21 protein-coding genes and 1 riboswitch are annotated in these 17,383 nt (G+C 67.1%); of the genes, 9 read left to right on the forward strand and 12 right to left on the reverse strand.

The window, feature by feature from the left end; all coding sequences use genetic code 11:
* Window positions 1-20 precede the first annotated feature (20 nt).
* A complete protein-coding gene (cynS, locus tag KIH07_RS04410) occupies window positions 21-464 on the forward strand; it encodes a cyanase (protein WP_226490813.1) in 444 nt (147 codons plus the stop codon).
* Window positions 464-931 carry a DUF1348 family protein gene (locus KIH07_RS04415; protein ID WP_226490814.1) on the forward strand — a complete coding sequence of 156 codons (468 nt, stop codon included), beginning with the start codon at window positions 464-466 and terminating at the stop codon, window positions 929-931. The genes cynS and KIH07_RS04415 overlap by 1 nt, the downstream gene beginning before the upstream one ends.
* Before the next feature lie 56 nt (window positions 932-987).
* Here the strand turns inward: KIH07_RS04415 and KIH07_RS04420 are convergent, their stop codons facing one another.
* From KIH07_RS04420 to KIH07_RS04435, 4 genes are all read right to left on the reverse strand, one after another.
* Window positions 988-1,383, reverse strand: coding sequence for a type II toxin-antitoxin system VapC family toxin (locus KIH07_RS04420; RefSeq protein WP_226490815.1), 396 nt, complete (start codon window positions 1,381-1,383; stop codon window positions 988-990).
* Window positions 1,383-1,595 (reverse strand): AbrB/MazE/SpoVT family DNA-binding domain-containing protein, encoded by a 213-nt coding sequence (locus KIH07_RS04425; RefSeq protein ID WP_226490816.1) that lies wholly within the window; start codon window positions 1,593-1,595, stop codon window positions 1,383-1,385. Before KIH07_RS04425 ends, KIH07_RS04420 begins: the two co-directional genes overlap by 1 nt.
* 65 nt (window positions 1,596-1,660) lie before the next feature.
* Window positions 1,661-2,530 (reverse strand): pirin family protein, encoded by an 870-nt coding sequence (locus KIH07_RS04430; RefSeq protein WP_226490817.1) that lies wholly within the window; start codon window positions 2,528-2,530, stop codon window positions 1,661-1,663.
* 105 nt (window positions 2,531-2,635) lie between these two features.
* Window positions 2,636-3,508 carry a pirin family protein gene (locus KIH07_RS04435; RefSeq protein WP_226490818.1) on the reverse strand — a complete coding sequence of 291 codons (873 nt, stop codon included), beginning with the start codon at window positions 3,506-3,508 and terminating at the stop codon, window positions 2,636-2,638.
* 109 nt (window positions 3,509-3,617) lie between these two features.
* Here KIH07_RS04435 and KIH07_RS04440 point away from each other — a divergent pair, with 109 nt between their 5' ends.
* On the forward strand, window positions 3,618-4,658 hold the full coding sequence (locus KIH07_RS04440; RefSeq protein ID WP_226490819.1) for an RNA methyltransferase: 1,041 nt from the start codon (window positions 3,618-3,620) through the stop codon (window positions 4,656-4,658).
* 74 nt (window positions 4,659-4,732) lie between these two features.
* Here KIH07_RS04440 and KIH07_RS04445 read toward each other — a convergent pair whose 3' ends face one another.
* Window positions 4,733-5,629 (reverse strand): LysR substrate-binding domain-containing protein, encoded by an 897-nt coding sequence (locus tag KIH07_RS04445; RefSeq protein ID WP_226490820.1) that lies wholly within the window; start codon window positions 5,627-5,629, stop codon window positions 4,733-4,735.
* A 74-nt stretch (window positions 5,630-5,703) separates the two neighbouring features.
* Between KIH07_RS04445 and KIH07_RS04450 the strand changes: the two genes are divergently transcribed.
* A complete protein-coding gene (locus KIH07_RS04450; RefSeq protein WP_226490821.1) occupies window positions 5,704-6,834 on the forward strand; it encodes an MFS transporter in 1,131 nt (376 codons plus the stop codon).
* 76 nt (window positions 6,835-6,910) lie between these two features.
* Window positions 6,911-7,426, forward strand: a complete 516-nt coding sequence (locus KIH07_RS04455; protein ID WP_226490822.1) for a hypothetical protein — start codon at window positions 6,911-6,913, stop codon at window positions 7,424-7,426.
* Window positions 7,427-7,472: 46 nt separating this feature from the next.
* Here the strand turns inward: KIH07_RS04455 and KIH07_RS04460 are convergent, their stop codons facing one another.
* Entirely contained in the window at window positions 7,473-8,324 is an 852-nt protein-coding gene (locus tag KIH07_RS04460; RefSeq protein WP_226490823.1) for a hypothetical protein, read from the reverse strand.
* A gap of 92 nt (window positions 8,325-8,416) precedes the next feature.
* Here KIH07_RS04460 and KIH07_RS04465 point away from each other — a divergent pair, with 92 nt between their 5' ends.
* A complete protein-coding gene (locus KIH07_RS04465; RefSeq protein ID WP_226490824.1) occupies window positions 8,417-8,818 on the forward strand; it encodes an XRE family transcriptional regulator in 402 nt (133 codons plus the stop codon).
* 209 nt (window positions 8,819-9,027) lie between these two features.
* Here KIH07_RS04465 and rd read toward each other — a convergent pair whose 3' ends face one another.
* The 4 genes from rd to KIH07_RS04485 all read right to left on the reverse strand — a co-directional run bounded on the left by rd (window position 9,028) and on the right by KIH07_RS04485 (window position 13,194).
* A complete protein-coding gene (gene rd / locus KIH07_RS04470; RefSeq protein ID WP_226490825.1) occupies window positions 9,028-10,359 on the reverse strand; it encodes a rubredoxin in 1,332 nt (443 codons plus the stop codon).
* On the reverse strand, window positions 10,356-11,498 hold the full coding sequence (locus KIH07_RS04475; RefSeq protein ID WP_226490826.1) for an acyl-CoA dehydrogenase family protein: 1,143 nt from the start codon (window positions 11,496-11,498) through the stop codon (window positions 10,356-10,358). Before KIH07_RS04475 ends, rd begins: the two co-directional genes overlap by 4 nt.
* Before the next feature lie 190 nt (window positions 11,499-11,688).
* Window positions 11,689-12,258, reverse strand: a complete 570-nt coding sequence (locus KIH07_RS04480; RefSeq protein ID WP_226490827.1) for an OsmC family protein — start codon at window positions 12,256-12,258, stop codon at window positions 11,689-11,691.
* A 45-nt stretch (window positions 12,259-12,303) separates the two neighbouring features.
* Window positions 12,304-13,194 (reverse strand): sulfurtransferase, encoded by an 891-nt coding sequence (locus tag KIH07_RS04485; protein WP_226490828.1) that lies wholly within the window; start codon window positions 13,192-13,194, stop codon window positions 12,304-12,306.
* Window positions 13,195-13,766: 572 nt separating this feature from the next.
* On the opposite strand from KIH07_RS04485, the gene KIH07_RS04490 reads away from it, so the two are divergent.
* The 3 genes from KIH07_RS04490 to KIH07_RS04500 all read left to right on the forward strand — a co-directional run bounded on the left by KIH07_RS04490 (window position 13,767) and on the right by KIH07_RS04500 (window position 15,120).
* A complete protein-coding gene (locus KIH07_RS04490; RefSeq protein ID WP_226490829.1) occupies window positions 13,767-14,072 on the forward strand; it encodes a hypothetical protein in 306 nt (101 codons plus the stop codon).
* Window positions 14,073-14,159: 87 nt separating this feature from the next.
* Window positions 14,160-14,768 (forward strand): hypothetical protein, encoded by a 609-nt coding sequence (locus tag KIH07_RS04495; protein ID WP_226490830.1) that lies wholly within the window; start codon window positions 14,160-14,162, stop codon window positions 14,766-14,768.
* 37 nt (window positions 14,769-14,805) lie between these two features.
* The gene (locus KIH07_RS04500) at window positions 14,806-15,120 is read left to right on the forward strand and encodes a hypothetical protein (protein WP_226490831.1); all 315 of its coding nucleotides are present in this window, start codon (window positions 14,806-14,808) and stop codon (window positions 15,118-15,120) included.
* A gap of 137 nt (window positions 15,121-15,257) precedes the next feature.
* On the opposite strand, the gene KIH07_RS04505 is transcribed toward KIH07_RS04500, so the two are convergent.
* Window positions 15,258-15,476: a hypothetical protein gene (locus tag KIH07_RS04505; RefSeq protein WP_226490832.1), complete on the reverse strand. Its 219-nt coding sequence runs from the start codon at window positions 15,474-15,476 to the stop codon at window positions 15,258-15,260.
* An 88-nt stretch (window positions 15,477-15,564) separates the two neighbouring features.
* On the reverse strand, window positions 15,565-17,166 hold the full coding sequence (locus KIH07_RS04510) for a sigma 54-interacting transcriptional regulator (protein WP_226490833.1): 1,602 nt from the start codon (window positions 17,164-17,166) through the stop codon (window positions 15,565-15,567).
* Between the two features lie 80 nt (window positions 17,167-17,246).
* A riboswitch (S-adenosyl-L-homocysteine riboswitch) is annotated at window positions 17,247-17,370 on the forward strand.
* Window positions 17,371-17,383 lie beyond the last annotated feature (13 nt).

Consider the following 17,383-nt stretch of genomic DNA (forward strand, 5'->3'; position numbering starts at 1 on the left):
ATCACTTCAAGAGGCAACACATGAGCCGACTCGACGTCACCGAAAAAATCATCTCCACCAAAGTCAGCAAAGGCCTGAGCTGGGCCGACGTGGCCAAGAAGGTGGGCCAGTCCAAGGAATGGACGACGGCCCTGTGCCTGGGCCAGATGACCGCCACGCCGGCGCAGGCCAAGGCGCTGGGCAAGCTCTTCGGCCTGAGCGTCGAAGAGCAGAAGTGGTTGATGGTCGTGCCCTACAAGGGCTCGCTGCCCACCAGCGTGCCGACCGATCCGCTGATCTACCGCTTCTACGAACTGGTGAGCGTGTACGGCACCACCTTCAAGGAACTGATCCACGAAGAGTTCGGCGACGGCATCATGAGCGCGATCGACTTCAAGATGGACCTGCAGCGCCAGGCCGACCCGAACGGCGACCGCGTGAATATCGTGATGTCCGGGAAATTCCTCCCCTACAAGCAGTACTGATGGACCCGCGCCCGCCGCTGCCACCCTTCACCGCCGAGACCGCCGCGCAAAAGGTGCGCGGGGCCGAGGACGCGTGGAATTCGCGAGACCCTGACCGTGTGGTCAAGGTCTACACCGAGGACACGCGCTGGCGCAACCGCGCGGAGTTCCCGGTGGGCCGGGCCGAGGTGCACGCCTTCCTGGTGCGCAAGTGGGCGAAGGAACTCGACTACCGGCTCATCAAGGAGCTGTGGGCCTTTGGCGGCAACCGCATCGCGGTCCGCTTCGTCTACGAATGGCGCGACGATTCGGGGCAGTGGTTCCGCTCGCACGGCAACGAGAACTGGCAGTTCAACGAACTGGGCTACATGGAGCAGCGCCACGCCAGCATCAACGACCGCCCGATCCATGAGAGTGAGCGCTTGTTTCACTGGCCATTGGGGCGCCGCCCCGACGATCACCCCGGGTTGACCGAGCTGGGTCTTTGATGGCGCGCTGCGCTGGCGGGATGCACGGAAGCATCGGGGCACTGCCAGCACGGGTCTTAACGAGCAGCCGATTTGGGGAACAGCACCACGCCCGGCAAGCCTTTGAAATGCGCGTCGCAGGTCAACAGTTCGGCGCCGTGTTGCACGGCAGTGGCGTAGACGATGGCGTCGGCTGTGGCGAGTTTGTGCTGGCGGTGCAGATCGGCTGCGAGCAGCGCCGTCGCCGTGTCCAGTGATGCCACCCGGCATTTCAGGGTGTAGGCGATCACCTGATCGGCTTGCGCTTCACCGAGCTCGCGCCACAGCCATTTGGACAGCTCCAGCTGCACGATGGTGGGCACGATGCAGAGGGCCTTGTCGGGAAACTCTTTGGCCAGTTTTTTCCCAACGGACGAAGCCACCAGCCACTCGATCCACGCCGAGGTATCGACCACGCGCAAGGGTGCCGCCATCAGTAGCGGTCCTTGCGGTCGCGGTAGTCTTCTTTGCGCGCGCCTTTGGCGATGCCGGCCAGCTCTTCAAGCTGTGGCACCGGCATCATGAGAACGCCCTTGTCTTTGGGGATGAACACGAATTCCTGCCCGGCTTTCCAATGCAGTTCTTCGCGAACGGCTTTGGGAATGGATATCTGGAACTTGCTGGAGAGGGTGGCGGTCGTCGGCATTTTCTGGCTCTATCACGATCGATGGTGGTTTGGTAAGAATACTGCAAACACCCTTCAACGGAAAGTCAGCCGGGCAACGGAATCCACTCGTCCTTGTCGTCCGGCGGCAGCGCGATGCGGCCGGCGGCCCAGTCGGCCTTGGCCTGTTCGATGCGCTCTTTGCGCGAGGACACGAAGTTCCAGAAGATGTGGCGCTCGCCCAGCGGCTCGCCGCCGAAGAGCATAAGCGTGGCGGGTGTGTGCGCCGTGATGACGGCGTCCACGTCGTCGCTGAACACCAGCAGCTGGCCGGGCTGGTAGACCTCGCCCGCGTGCTCAATCTCGCCCTTGGCCACATACACCGCCTGCTCCTTGTGGCCACCGGGCAGGGCCTGGCGGGCGCCGGCCTGCCACTCGGTGTGCAGATAGAACAGGGGCGAGTGCGTGCGCACCGGGCTGGTCTGGCCGTAGGCGCTGCCGGCCACCAGGCGCATCCACACGCCGCCCGCTTCGATCACCGGCAGGGCGCTCGCGGGGTAGTGGGTGAAGGCCGGTTCGCATTCTTCGTCGGCCTCGGGCAGCGCCACCCAGAGCTGCATCAGCTCCAGCCCGCCGCCGGCATACGAGTCGGGGTGGGTGAAGCGCTCGCTGTGCGAGATGCCGCGCCCGGCCGTCATCCAGTTCACCTCGCCCGGGCGGATGATCTGCAGCGTGCCCAGGCTGTCGCGGTGCGTGATCTGGCCGCTGAGCAAATAGCTCACGGTGGACAGGCCGATGTGCGGGTGCGGACGCACGTCGGCGGAGCGGTCGTAGTGCGGCGGCAGCGGCACTGGGCCGGCGTGGTCCAGGAAGACGAAGGGGCCGACGTTGCGGCGCTTCGCGTAGGGCAGCACGCGCCGCACCAGCAGGCCGTGGCCGAGGTCGGCGGCGCGGGCGTTGATCACCATTTCCAGCATCGATCTCTCCTTGACGTGATTTTCACCAGGCACCCGCGGAACCGGCTTTGCCGGGCCGCCAGGTGCGCCCCCTGGGGGGTGACGCCGCAGGCGGCGCAGGGGGTATCACAACTTGCCCATCCGGCCGCTCTGGAAATCCGCGAACGCCTGGTGGATTTCCTGCTGCGTGTTCATCACGAACGGTCCATAGCCCACCACCGGTTCGTCGATCGGTTCGCCGGCCAGCCAGAGCAGGGTGGTGTCGGTCACGGCGGTGAGCGTCACGCCCTCGCCCGCGCGTTCGTAGACGATCATCTCGGCGTCGGTCGCTTCGGCGCCGCCTTGTGTTTTCACCCGGCCCTTGAGCACCAGCGGCACGGTGGTGTGGCCCTCAGGGGCCGGCAGGGTCACGGTGTGGCCGGCTTTGATTCGCACGTCCCACACCTGCATGGGCGTGAAGGTCCTGGCCGGGCCTTGCGCGCCGAGCAGCGAGCCCGCGATCAGGCGCGCCGTGCCGGCGCCCTGACCGTTCACGTCGGGCAGGTCCACCGTGGGCGTCTGCGCCGCGGCGATGCCCTGGTAGCCGGGCGGCGCCATCTTGTGGCGCGCGGGCAGGTTCACCCACAGCTGCACCATCTGGAACGGCCCGCCGCTGCGGGCGAAGGCCTCACTGTGGAACTCCTCGTGCACGATGCCGGCGGCGGCCGTCATCCACTGCACATCGCCGGGGCCGATGGTGCCGCCCGCGCCTGTCGAGTCGCGGTGCGAGACCTCGCCGTCGTAGACGATGGTCACGGTCTCGAAGCCGCGGTGCGGGTGCGCGCCCACGCCGCGGCGTTTCGGGGTCGGGTCGAAGCTGGTGGGGCCGCCGAAATCGAGCAACAGAAAGGGTGAGAACGCGGCCGGGTTGTGGTCGTACGAAAAGATGCTGCGCACCGGAAAGCCGTCGCCGACCCAATGGCCGTGCGGGTTGCGCTGGATGTGGGACACGGATTTCATCGTGGGGTCTCCTTTGGACAGGGATTGTCTGCCGAAGCGGTAAACCCAGCGAGCGCAGGGCAGTTACCCAGCACATGCCGAAGGCGGCGCGGGGGGGACAATACCCTTCATGCGCATCCAGACCTTGCGCGAGCGACTCCGAGCGCTCGGCGCCCTGCCCAAACACGAACACCGCGTGCTCCGCCTGTGGAGCCTGGCCCTGCCGCAGACGGCGGGCAAGCGCCAGATCGAGCACTTCCTGCCCGCCACCTTGCGCGCTGAACTGCCCGCCATCGAGGCCGACCTGGCCGCGCTCGCCAGGCTCGAATCACAACACCCCGGCGAAGACGGCTCGGCCCGCCTGCTGGTGAAGCTGGGCGACGGCCAGATGGTGGAGACCGTGCTGCTGCCGCGCGACGGCGTCTGCGTCTCGACGCAGATCGGCTGCGCGGTGGGCTGCGTGTTCTGCATGACCGGCACCACCGGCCTGATCCGCCAGGTGGGCAGTGCCGAGATCGTGGCGCAGGTGGCGCTGGCGCGCGGCCTGCGGCCGGTGAAGAAGGTGGTGTTCATGGGCATGGGCGAGCCCGCGCACAACCTCGACAACGTGCTTGAAGCGATTGAGCTGCTGGGCACGGCTGGCAACATCGGCCACAAGAACCTGGTGTTCTCCACCGTGGGCGACCCGCGCGTGTTCGAAACCCTGCCCAAAGGCCCGGTCAAGCCGGCGCTCGCGCTCTCGCTGCACACCACCCGGGCCGACCTGCGCGAGCGGCTGCTGCCGCGCGCGCCGCGCATGACGCCGGACGAGCTGGTGGAAGCGGGCGAGGTCTACGCCCGCGCCACCGACTACCCCATCCAATACCAGTGGACGCTGCTCGACGGCATCAACGACACGGACGAAGAGCTCGACGGCATCGTGCGCCTGCTCACCGGCAAGTACGCGATCCTGAACATGATCCCGTTCAACAGCGTCGAAGGCATGCCGTACCAGCGCCCGAGCTGGGAAAAAGCGGCCGACATCGCGCGCCGCCTGCACCGCCGAGGCATCCTGACCAAGCTGCGCCAGTCGGCCGGGCAGGACGTGGACGGGGGCTGTGGCCAGCTGCGCGCGCGGGCGGAGAAACCAGTCGTGCGCCGGAACATTCCCATCGTTCCCGTCGGAAGCTGAGCTGCCGCCCAGGCCAGGGCTGCGGCGGGGTCGCTTTGCAGTCAGATCGGTGTCACGGATGACCGCCTCTCAGCTCATCCCGATGGGGTCTTCGTCTTCATCTCTTCCAAAAGCCACTGGACAAACCGCTGGGTCTGCGGGCTCGCGTTCGGGGCCACACCGACGCAGTGGCTGCTCAGCGCCATCCGCACATCGGGCAAAGGGCAGACCAGGCGCCCCGACGCCACGTCATGGGCGATCAGGGATGTCGGCGCCAAGGCGAAGCCCAGCCCATCCACGGCGGCCTGAAGCACAAAGTGCAGGTGCTCGAACTGCAGGCAACCGGCGGGCTTCAACCCGGGCACGTTCGCCCGCTGTTTCCAGTGCTCCCAGTCGTTGCTGCGCGATCTGGACAGCAGCAGAACATGGGACGCCAGCGACGCGGGGCCATTGACCGGACACCGGGCAAACAGCGCGGGTGATCCCACGACAAGGGCCTCGTCTTCCAGGCACGGGTGGATCTGCATCGCGGCCGGCCACCCCCGGGTGCCGCGCCGGATGGCCAGGTCGAACGCGTCCTGCGCCTTGTCGGGCGGCAGGGTGCTGGTCATCACCTGCGGCTCGATGTCCGGGTGCAGGGCCACAAACCCCGGCAACCGCGGGATCAGCCAACGCACCGCGAACGTGGGCCGGACGTTGATCTTCACGGTGCGCGGTGGCGCGCTGCCCCTGAGCGATTCGGCGGCCGAGCCAATCTGCTCCAGGGCGGGGCCGATCTGCGCATGGAACTGGTGGCCGGCGGCCGTGAGAAGCACCTGCCGGGTTTTGCGCTCGAACAGGGCCACGCCCAGGTGGGCCTCCAACGCCTGGATCTGGCGGCTGATCGCGCTGTGCGTCACGTGCAGTTCCAGCGCGGCCCGGGTGAAGCTCAGATGGCGCGCGGCCGCCGCAAAAGCACGGACCGCGTTCAACGGAGGCAGGCGGGGCAACATGTGTGCGATTTTCTCACGCATACCGCGCAGGAATACCGTTTGTCGAGCGTGGTGGTGTTGCGCACCATGCACCCATGCCAGCGCCCACCCTCCCTTCAAGCTCTGACCGCGACTCGCGCCATGCGGCCTGGGTGCTCGGGTTGTCACTGCCGGGAGACACGGTGCTCTACCTGCTCTTGCCCATGTTCGCGCCCGCGTTTGGTGTCAGCCTGCCCGAAGCGGGGATGCTGCTGGCCGCGAACCGCCTGGTGCGCATCGCCGGGTATGGGGCGGTGGCGCGGTTCTACGCCCGCCACGGTGAGCGGCGCACCTGCACGCTGGCGGCGCTGGCCGCTGCGGTGTGCGCGCTGGGGTATGCCACGGTCACCGGCTTCGTCGCCTTGTTGTGCCTTCGGCTGCTGTGGGGGCTGGCGTTCGCCGCGCTGAACCTGACCACACAGGCCTTGGCCACGGCCGAACCGGCGGGCGCCGCGCGCCGGGCCGGGCGTTCCCGCGCGGTGACGGCCCTGGGGCCGATGCTGGCGCTGCCCTTGGGCGGTGTGTGTGCGCTGTGGCTGGGTCCCAAAGCGATCTTTTTCCTGTTCGCGATCGCCGCGCTGGCTGGGGTGCGGGTGGCGCGCCAGCTGCCCACCGTCCCCCACGCCGAGCCGCCGTCGGGGAAAAAGTGGGCCAGGCGCCCGGGCAGCCTGGACAGCTTTTCTTTCGTTGAAGGCCTGGTGCTGGACGGCCTGTTCATCATCGGCCTGTCGTACCTGGGCCGTGACCTGTTGCCGGGCCATCCGGTCGTCGTGGCGGGCCTGTTGTTGTCGGTCCGTTACCTGGCGGAAATCGTGCTGAGTTCGGCGGGCGGGCACATGGCTGAAAGGCACGGCCCGGAAGTCCTGCTGGTGGTCTTCTCGGTGCTGACCTCCGTCGCCCTCGTGGGCTTTGGTTTCGGCTGGTTGTGGACCTGCGCACTGGCCATCGTGATCCTGCGCGCCTTGCTGCTGCCGCTGCTGCCACCGCTGGTCGCGCTTCGCACACCGGGGCCCGGACGCATACAGGCCCTGGCCACGCGGTCGGTCTGGCGGGACATGGGGGCGGGTGGCGGCCCCGTGCTCGCGGGCCTGCTGTTGCCCATTGCGCCGGCGCCGTGGATCTATGGCGGTGCGGCGCTGCTGCTGGCGGGCACGGCACTGGCCTGCGTGAAGCGGCGCAGCGATTGAGGCGAACCACCCCGCCGCCATGGAAAACCGGTACCGGTTTCTTTCACCCCACTTTTTTGGAGACTTTGAATTGGACATGCATCACACCCTGGTTGTGTGCGCGGGCGGCACCGTGGGCCTGCCGAAGCGCCCGATGAACCATGGCAGGGACGGCGGGCACCTGCTGGTCAACCCGCCCCGACCGGTCTGGGAACGAAGCGAGTTGACGCCCGATGAGCTGGCCCGTTGGGCCTGTCTGGTGGCCGCCACCGGAAAGGCCATGCTGGACACCTTGCCTCAGCTCGAGGGCGGGTGTCTCAACTATTGGGAGGCCGGCAACAACGCGCTCAATGCGCTGGCCCAGCCCGTGGGCCCCAAAACCCCTCGGCTCCACCGGAAGATGCACCTGCATGTGTTTGGACGAGGCCCGCAGGCGACGCATCCCGATTGGCAATGGGGCGAGCCGCCCCGGTTTCCGGCGTTTGCCCAGTCGGAGGCTTGGTGCGCGCAGTTCAGTGCTCTGGAGCCCGGTGAATGTGCGGTCATTGCCGCAAGAATCCAGGTGCTGCTGACGACCCGGTACGGGATGAGCCCTTTGGCGTCAGCGCCCTGAGCGTCTCCAGGTTCCAGACCGCCTTGAGCGCCGCCGGGGGGCTTCACTACACGGCCTGCCGCAAAAACGGCCGCGCACCCCGGGCGCTCAGGCGCTGGTGCAGGGCATCGCAAGCCGACGCGTCCGGCGCGGTGATGACCCACTGGCGCGCCGAGGGCGCGGCCACCGCAGCGATCTCGGCTCCGGCGTTGAACGCCACCACGGTGTCGCCCGGCGCGGTGGACACGGCCAGCAAGTGGCGCAGCATGGCCTCTGCCGGGCTGGACGACGGGCCCCAGGGCACCGTCGGGCCGGGCAGGACGGGCTCGACGCGGCGCCGGTGTTTGGCGTAGACATGCACCAGGCCATGGCGCAGGGCGGCGCTGGCCATGCGCGGCGAGGGTGGGGTGTGCCAGAGGATGTCCTGCGCGCTGTTTTCCGAGCCGAACACCGTGTCCACCACGAGCCGGGCGCAACCCGCCGGGTCTTGCCCGAGCCGCACGCGGATGAAGCCGGTGTCCGCGAGCAGCGCGCGCATGAGCAGCAGCCGCAGCGTGAGCCCGGTTAGGCGCTCCTTGTCGGTCTGTGCCGCGCTGCCGGCGCGCGCCGCCGGGGCGTCCGGGCCAGGGTCAAAACAAATCAGACCCACCCGGCCACGCAGCCGGGGCAGGGCGGGGTGGCCGGCCAGCAGCGCGGCCAGCACCGCCAGATCGTCGCCACACACCAGGTGATCGCGGTGGTCGCGGCTGGGGTGGTCCGGGTGGTCGAGGTGGTGCGCGGCGCCGTGGGCGGACAATGCCCGGTGCCGCGGGTGCCATGCGATGCGCTGCCGGTCGTCCAGACCGTCCAGAAAGTGGCTGGCCTGCCGGTGCCCGTGGGCAACGATGTCGGGCAGCCGCAGGAGCAGTGACTTCTTCATGGCTTTTTGTTCCCCCTGGTGTGAACAAAAAGTTTAACAAAACAACAACCAAAAGGTGTTCAGGAGGTTGCTCGAAACTTACTTTCCTGTTCATGAACGAAAAAGCGGAGTTTGCCCAGCGCCTGCGCGATGCCATGACCCAGGCGGGCTATGCGCTGCGCCCGGTGGTGCTGGAACGCGAATTCAACACGCGCTACTGGGGGCGTTCGGTCACGCTGCAGGGGGTGCGCCGCTGGCTGCGCGGCGAGGCCATCCCGTCGCAGGAAAAGCTGCAGGTGCTGGCCGACTGGCTGGGGGTGGAGCCGGAGGTGTTGCGCTTTGGCGTGGCCGTGCGCCACTCGGTGCAGGAGCGCCGCCAGCGCTGGGACGAGGGCGTGGGCTACCAGGAGCGCGAGGCGTTCGAAGCCTTCCTGAAGCTGCCGGCCCCGCAGCGCAAGATCGTGCGCGAGGTGATCCTGGCGTTCGCGAAGGCGCATGCGGCGCCGGAGTCTTGAAGGCGCGTTTTAAAGCTGGCTTTAAAACGTTGGCTTCACATTCAACGTTGCTTGAATACGGCTGGCCGCTGTGGCGGGGTGGGCGCTTTCGGCGGCCTTGAATACCACGCCCCGCGGCATGAAACGGAGCCGCCCAGGGCACCGCCGGGCCGGCTTTTCCCCACCCCCTGTGAAGGGGGTAGCGCGAAGCGCTGCGGGGGTGTTTCGAATCAGTGCAGCGTCATCGGGTGCGAGGTGGTTTTTACCCGCACCACCGCGGGCTTCGCCTCGTAAGGCACCGGCTCACCCCCGCAGATGTGCGCCGCAATCGCCCGCGCCTGCCGTGCAATGGGCTCGATGAAGCGGCTGGCCTGGCCGTTGATGGTGATGCAGTCGCCCAGGGCGTGGATGCGCTCGTCGCTGGTGCGCAGCGTGGCCGCGTCCACGGCGATGCCGTTGTTCCAGGCCAGTGCGGCGCTGTGCGCCAGGCGCGGCGGGGTCGTGAGGCCGGCGGCGGCGATCACCTGGTCAGCGACGAACTTCTGGCCGCAGGCGGTGGTGATGCGGTAGCCGCCGCCCAGCTTCTCCACGCCGGCCACCTGCACGCCACCGACGAAGCGGATCGGCAGGTCTTTCCAGGCTTCCAGCAGGGGAGCGCCCGCCTGCTCACCCGGCCAGCGCGCGAGCGGCTGGGCCATCACGTCGAGCAGGGTGATGCGGTGGCCGCCGAGCGCGAGGTCGTTGGCGAGCTCGCTGCCGATCAGGCCGGCGCCGACGATGACCACGTCTTTCGCCGTGTCGCCCAGCGCGGCGCGCAGGCGCTGGTACGCGCCCAGGTGGTTGATGCGCCAGCAGTACGCAGCGGGCAGCGCGGGTGGCAGCGCGGCCTGCGCGCCGTGGGCCAGTACGAGTTGGTCGTAGCGCAGCGTGCCGCGTGTGGTGCGCAGGCTTCGCGTGTCGGGGCAGATGCGCACGGCGTCGGTGTGGGCGAGCAGGCGCACGCCCAGGCGCTTGGCGGCGTCGGTGCCGGTCTCTTTCACCAGCTTGCCGGGGTCCATCTGCCGCGCCACGGCCACCGAGAGCAGGGGCTTGTCGTACACATCGGCGGCGCAGGCGCTCACCAGGGTGATGGGCAGGGCGGCGTCGAGCGCGCGCAGGGCTTCGGCCATCTGCCAGCCGGCGCGGCCGCCACCGACGATGACCACGCCCGGTGTGCCGCCGCGCATCGCCACCGGGGCCGCGCCGGCGGCGCGCGCCCGCAGCTCGTCCAGGCTGGGCGCGCTGTAGGGTTCGAAGTCGCTCTTGGTCACGCCGCAGAGCGGGCAGGCCCAGTCGTCGGGGATGTCTTCGAAGCGCGTGCCGGCGGCCAGGCCGCTGTCGGGGTCGCCCTCGGCCTCGTCGTAGATGTAGCCGCAGGCGTGGCAGATGTATTTGTTGAATGGAGCCCCCACGCTGGCCACTTCATGCGCTGCAGCGGGGGCGAGCGCTTGCAGGGCGGCGGCCGCTGCGGCAAGGGGCGTTGCGTTGGCGGGCGCGGCGTTCATGGAGGCGCCTGCGCTCATGCCGGCATCTCCTCGGCGCTCAGCCGCGCGATCTCTTTGCGCAAGTGCTTGATGGCCGGTGTGACGATGGCGACGAACTGCGCTTCGCGCACGCGGCGCTGCACCTCGCTGCTCATCAGGTAGCCGCGCGCGCCCTGGTGCATCAGCGCGGAGTTGGCGGCGCGCAGGCAGAGCTCGGCGCCGTGGGCGCGCGCGTCGAGCACGTCGATGAAGTAGTCGGTCGAGGTGTCGAACGGCGTCTGTGCCAGCTTCATGATGCGGGCCACCAGCGCGTCGAACTCGGCCTGCAGTTCGGCGGGCCGGTCTTCCAGGTACTGGTTCACATGGCCGAGCTGGCCCTCCACCGCCCACATGCTGTCGATCGCGCCCTGGATGATGCCGGCCGCAATGCCGCACTGCAGCAGCACGAAGCCGCCGCGGATGCGCGCGATGGTCGGCTTGGCCGGGTCGGCCACCACGTCGTCCATGCCCACGAACAGGTCTTTGCAGTGCACGCTGTAGGTGCCCGTGCCTTCCATGCCCGAGAACTCGGGGCAGGCCTTGAGCGTGACGCCGGGCGCGTCGCAGCGCAGCATGAACATCATCTCGCGGCCGGCGCAGGCGCCGTCGATCTGCACCGAGGCGATGGCGCCGAAGTAGTGGTCGGGCCCGAGGTTGCTGACCCAGGGCAGGGTGCCGTTGACGCGGTAACCGCCCTCCACCGGCGTGGCCTTGAGCAGCAGGCTTTCGATCTGCGCAAAGCTCTTCATCGGGTTCGACAGGCCGGTGCCGCCCAGCGTCTCGCCGCGCACGTGGCGTGCCAGCCGCTCACCGGTGAGCGCCGGGTTGCCCGAGGCCTGCATGTACAGCCCCGCCACGCACTGGCACCACATCATGAAGCCGGTGGCGCCGCAGACCTTGGCCGCCTCGGCCATGGCCGCGATGGCCAGGCCGTAGTCGCCCGGTGTGCCGTCGGCCTGCGGCAGGTGCGCGCTCATGGCGCCGGCCGCCGCCAGCTGCTTCATCACGTCCACCGGATAGGCGCCGCGGTCGATGGCGTAGGCCTGCTCGGCCAGCGGGCTCTGGGCGATGGCGCGCACCGCGTCGATGAGACCAGCGGGTGGGGTGGCGAGTTCGGGGGGCAGGTCGGCGGGGTTCATGGCGGGTCCAGTGGGTGGGGGCCCTTCGACAGGGCCTGTCCTGAGCCCGTCGAAGGGCTCAGGGCGAACGGGGGAGTTCGCTCCTTCCCCCTCTGGGGGAAGGCGGGGATGGGGGCCCGCGCGCCGGCAACGCCGCTTCATGCATGCCCCCACCCCCACCCTCCCCCAGAGGAGGAGGGAGCTAAAAACTTCAAGCCATCGAGATCTCAAACGGAATCGGGTTGCGCATCGTGTTGGCCACCGGCGAATAGAAGTTCGCGTGTTGCACGATCTCGTCCAGCACCTCGCGCGGCGCGTCGCCTTCCACCAGTACCTTCACCCGCACGGCCTGAAAGCCCATCTGCGGCGGCGTCATCTGCAGCGCGCCACCGGCGCCCCAGGCGGCCGGGTTGCCGATGTCGCCTTCCAGAAACACCTCCAGCTTGCTCAGCTTCACGCCCTTCCAGGTGGCCACGGCCGTCACGCCCACGGCGATGCAGCCGCCCAGGCCCGAGAGCACGATCTCGCCGGGCGCGGGCGCCGTGTCTTCACCGAACAGGTGCAGCGGCTCGTCCACCACCACCACGTGCTTCTCGCCCACGTGCGACAGCGAGCGGTACTGCCCCTCCATCACGGTGTGGACCTTGTTGGTGCCGCGCCGCGCCGGGTTGGCTTTGCCGCCGGCGGCGAAGTCGGCCAGGCCCTTGGCGTCGATGGGGCGCAAGTAGGCCTTGACGGTGGTCACGGGAGCGGTGGGTTCGAGGGTGTCGGTGGAGGACATGAAGTTTCCTGAAGGGTGAAAAACGGAGTTGAAAAAGAAGGCGGTTCAGGCCGCCAGCGCCAGGCTGGCGGGCTTGCTGGACTTGGCAACCGGCAGGCCGGTTTCGATGGGCAGGCTCGGGTCGCGCGACCACTCGTTCCACGAGCCGAAGTACATGCGCACGTCCGAGAACCCAGCCTGCTTGAGCGCCAGGAAGCTGTTGGAAGCGCGTGCGCCCTTGAAGCAATACAGATAGACCGTGTCGTCCGGCGCGATGCCGGCGGTGGCGCATTCGGCCTTCACTTCGTCCGGCGTCTTGAACACCGGGCCCTGGGCCGAGGGCTTCATGAAGCGGTACCACTCGATCCACTTCGCGCCCGGCAGGCGGCCCTTGCGCGGCGCGAAGTCCTTGCCGTAGGGGCTGGAGCTGTCGCCGATCCACTCGTCCACGTCGCGCACGTCGAGCAGCACGGTGCTGGTGCCCAGCGCGGCCTGCACATCGGCCTGGGTCAGCATCACGTCGCTCATCGGCAGCTCGGGGAAGGTGGCGGGCACGGGCGTGGCCGCTTCGGTGGAGATGGGCAGGCCGGCCGCCTTCCAGGCGCTGAAGCCGCCGTTGAGCACCTTGATCTTGGGGTAGCCCAGCCAGGTGAGCAGGTAATAGCCGCGGCACGACTGGCCGTAGCCGCTGTTCATCGCGTCTTCGTAAAACACGGCCGTCTCGGCGCCCGACAAGCCGGCCTTGCCCAGCGCGTCGGTAAAGGTGGCCTTGAGCGCCTGCAGGCCCTCGGGCGTGGAGGTGGCGAGAAAGGTGAACACCTCGCGCAGGTTCACCGCGCCGGGAATGTGGCCTGCGGCAAAGGTGTCGGCGTCGCGCGTGTCGATGATCACCACCGGTTCGGCGGCTTGCAGCGTGGCGAGTTGATCGGGTGCGATCAGGGTGGCTTCAATGCTCATGGGGACCTCTTGAAAAGGGCAAAGGCAGGATGGCCTGGGTGCTCTTTTGCAACGGTCGTGCCAGGGCGGCGCGCAGTTAGGTCAACGTGCGGAAGCTGTTGATTTTTATGGATTTATGGAGATTTGCGCAGAAGTTCGCCGGGGATGCCGCTGCTGGCGATTGCCACTGTGTCGACACAATGTCAACACAGTGGCGGTGCTTCAAGGTGCTTTCGGTTGGGGGCTGGGGTTTGTTGTTTGGGGCTCGAGGGCAATGCCAGGATTCGACCCGTAGCGGTCTTCCGGCAATGGCTCTCATAGCAGTCATCCCGGTTGCAGCGGTCAGCAGGTTCTGACATTGCAACTGCGTGCTTCCCAGTAAACTGCCCAACGGCTCGCGCGCCCGATCTGTCAAGCCGCTCAGGCACAGAGACACCAATCGGGTTTGTCGGATCTGTTAAACCTGTTCATTCAATCGGTATGTGACGCTACTGCGTTGATTTCAAATGCATTTTGGAATGTCATGAGACTTTGTTTAACGGCAGCGGTTGTGGGTATCCGGCGATTTGCCGTTTAAATCAAAGTTAAACGTCATGCAACTGCACGAAGTTATCGCTGGGCTGAGTGAGTGTTCGGACGAAACCTTGATTTTTGCCGAGCGCGTAGACGGTCAGTTTCGCTCAGGGTCGGCTGCAGTTGCGCTTGTACTGTCTGAGGCTGAACTTTCCCGCCCATGGCGCGAAGTCGCCGCCGAACGAGCTCCTGGCATGGAGTATTTTTTGGAGGCGTCAATCGTTCTAGAGATGCTGACTGAATGGCGGGTTAACCAGTCGATACAACTGCTGGACCTTCCTTCATTAGTCGAGAGAATTATTTACTATGCTGAAAATGACGTTTAACACTTCGGCCCACACGGACAAGCAACATCAGGTTGCCGCTTCGCGGCGTGTATTGTTCGCCGTTGGCCTCCAACGTTGGGCGCTCTTATGACGGTCCCGCAAAAGTTAATTGATGATTTCGAGCAGCTAAGAGAGTGCCTAATCAATGTGCGGCGAGACTACAACACGTATAACGCCCTCTACTGCGATGAGAACAGATCGCTGCTGACAGCTATTGCCCCCACCTTCTTCACTGACGTTGCTGAAATCCTGCAACGCGACTGGATTCTCCAGGTGGTCAAACTGATAGACCCTGCTGTCACTGCGGTCCGCGGGAAAGACAGAGAGAACCTCACCGTTCAACTCTTAAACCAACAGCTTGAAGACGAATCCCTATTAACTGATGAGATTCGCAGCAGAGCGAAAGCCATCCTTGACTATGGAGAACTTCTGAAGCCAGCTCGACACCGAATCCTTGCACACCGAGATCGGGAATGCCATTTCAAAGGCATTGCCATGGGGGCATCAACAAATGAGCAGCTGAAAGAGTTTGTGCAAAACATACAGGACTACAGCGACTTTGTTGGCATCCAAATCGGTGTGGGACCCTTGGACTTCTCGTCATCGGGCTGCAAAGGGGATGTCTATGACCTTCTCCAGTATTTGCGAAAATCTCAACGCGCCCAACCCATCATTCCACCGGACGCTGCGCGATGAGGCCGCGCAGCGCCGGTGAATTCAAACGTTTGACGGCATGAGCGACGTGCGCACACAGATTTCCGCGCTAGCCGATGGAATGGCAGACCTTTGTCAGGACATTAGCGTCCGCGATGACAAACAGCGCGGCCCATTTGTCTTGGCGTTTGGGCTCAAGAACGTACACTCACTCGAGCTCCGCAAAGTCGAGGATGGGTTTGAGCTGGAGCTATGGCATGGAGCGACATACGACGTCGAATTCGTGGCGGATAGCTTGCGGCTCAAGACGCCCGGTGAGGCGCTTGAGCGCGCGCGAGGGTGGCTGAAAAATGATGCCGTCAACATCTCGCTGGAGCAGACGCGTGAGGGATAAAGGGCCAAGCTCAGACAGCGGCGTGCGCGCCGCTCAGCGCAACCGGTGAACGGCGGCGTTACCGAATGAGCGATGGCCGCTCCTGGCCAATGAGCAACATGCGCGCCCCTCGGCACGCAACCAGTTCGACCCGTCGTCTATCCGCAAACCAAGTCGTCAGCATCCAGCGCCGGCGGGCGCATCAGGTCTTCGTCGATGCCCATGACCGCGCTGGCCCGTTCGACGGCCCGCCACAACAAGCGCGGCATCTTCAAAATTTCGTCAGGCGTGTCGGCCTGTGCGATCCAGCTGCTGATCTGTTGGTGCTCATCGGGGGTCAGCAATGCCAGGTTCAGCATCTCGTCAATGGTTTTCATGGCGGCTTCTGTCAAATCTTGGGGAACAGCGCTGATGCTGTCACACATCCCGAGCGCTGGCTTTCACGGCCACCTTTCACCCCGGTCTTCACCGCAACCCCGCCTTGCGCAGCCGGTAGCCAAACTGCCGAAGCGTGAGCCCCAGGCTTTGCGCCGCACGCGACTGGTTGCCTTGGTGGCGGGTCAGCGCGTCTTGCAGCGTCTGGGCGTTGTGTGAGCCAGCGCTCTGGTAGTCGCGCACCAGCCCTGCGCCTGCGGGCAGGGCGGGCGGGATCGGTGCCGAGGCTGGCGCGGGGCGGGCATCGCCCAGCGCCTCGGGCATGAAGCGCTCCAGCGCCGCGGCCGTCACCAGCGTGTGGTCGGCCAGCAGCACCAGGCGCTCGATCAGGTTGCCCAGCTCGCGGATGTTGCCGGGCCAGTCGTGCGCCTCCAGCCGCGCCAGCGCGTCGGGCGCGAGGTTGACGTTGCGCTGGTGCGCCTGGTTGGCGCGGCTCACGAAATGCAGCGCCAGCGCGCGCACGTCTTCGCGCCGCTCGCGCAGGCTGGGCAGGCGGATCGGGATCACGTTGAGGCGGTAATACAGGTCCTGCCGGAAGCCGCCGGCCTGCACCTCGCGCGCCAGGTCGCGGTTGGTGGCCGCGACCAGCCGCACGTCGATGCGGATCTCGCGCGTGCCGCCCAGGCGCACCAGCGTGCCTTCCTGCAGCGTGCGCAGCAGCTTGCTCTGCATGGCCAGCGGCAGCTCGCCGATCTCGTCCAGAAAGATGGTGCCGCTGTTGGCCTGCTCGAACCAGCCCGCGCGCGCCGTGCTCGCGCCGGTGAAGGCGCCGCGCTCGTAGCCGAACAGTTCGGACTCGAACAGCGTGTCGGGAATGGCCGAGCAGTTGACCTTGATGAAGGGCTGGTCGCGCCGGCCGCTGGCCAGGTGCACCGCGCGGGCAAACAGCTCCTTGCCGGTGCCCGACTCGCCCAGCAGCAGCACCGTGGCCTGCGACTGCGAGACGCGCTCCAGCTCGCCCAGCGCCCGCAGCAGCGCGGGCGAGCGGCCGATCAGCCCGTAGCGCGCGCTGCCCAGGTCGATCGCACGCTCCAGCGCCTCGTTGCGCGCGGCCAGCTGGCGCCGCTCTTCGGCCACCAGCTGCTCCAGCTGCAGCAGCTGGCCGGCCAGCGTGGCCAGGATGCGCAGCAGCGCCAGGTCGTCGTTCAGGTGCCGCTGGCGGCTGCGGATGCGGTGGCAGGCCAGCACGCCCACGGTGGCGCCGTTGACCTCGATCGGCAGCGCGATGAAGGCCACGGTCTGCGGCGGCAGCTGGGCGCGCGCCACGGTGCGAAAGAGGAACAAGGGCTCGGCGTCCACGTCCTGCACGATGGCCGGCAGGCCGCTGGCCAGCACGCGGCCGGTGATGCCCTCGCCCCAGCGGAACACGCCGCGCGCCGCCTCTTCGGCGGTGAGGCCGTAGGCGTGGCGAATGGAGGCGGTGCGCTCCGCGCCCGGCGCCGCCTCGTCGGCCAGCACCATGCGCCCCCGGTTCAGGCCCAGCAGCTCGCTCATCAAATGCAGCATCTCGCGCAACACAAAAGCCGGCGCCAGGCTGCGGCCCACGAGCTTCATCACCTCGCGCATGAGCAGCAGCTCCTGGGCGTGCCAGTCGGTGCCGGGGGTGTCGGGGTCTGTGCGGTGGGGTGGCATGGGCGTGGAGTGGTTGGCGGGAGCACAAGCAAACATCGCACCAGTGCCGTGCCTGGCGCCGTTGGCGGCTAAAATCACCCCCTCTCAAGGAGCGCTGCAGCGCCGGGGGCATCGGCCAGATGCCCGCACCCGGTGTCAGGCTTGAGACGTCGGGGCCACACGGCCCTGGCTGGTCGTACAGACCCCCAACGGCGCTCACCAGTTTTTGCCCGCAACC

The sequence above is a fragment of the Hydrogenophaga taeniospiralis genome, from assembly GCF_020510445.1.
GTDB lineage: Bacteria > Pseudomonadota > Gammaproteobacteria > Burkholderiales > Burkholderiaceae_C > Hydrogenophaga.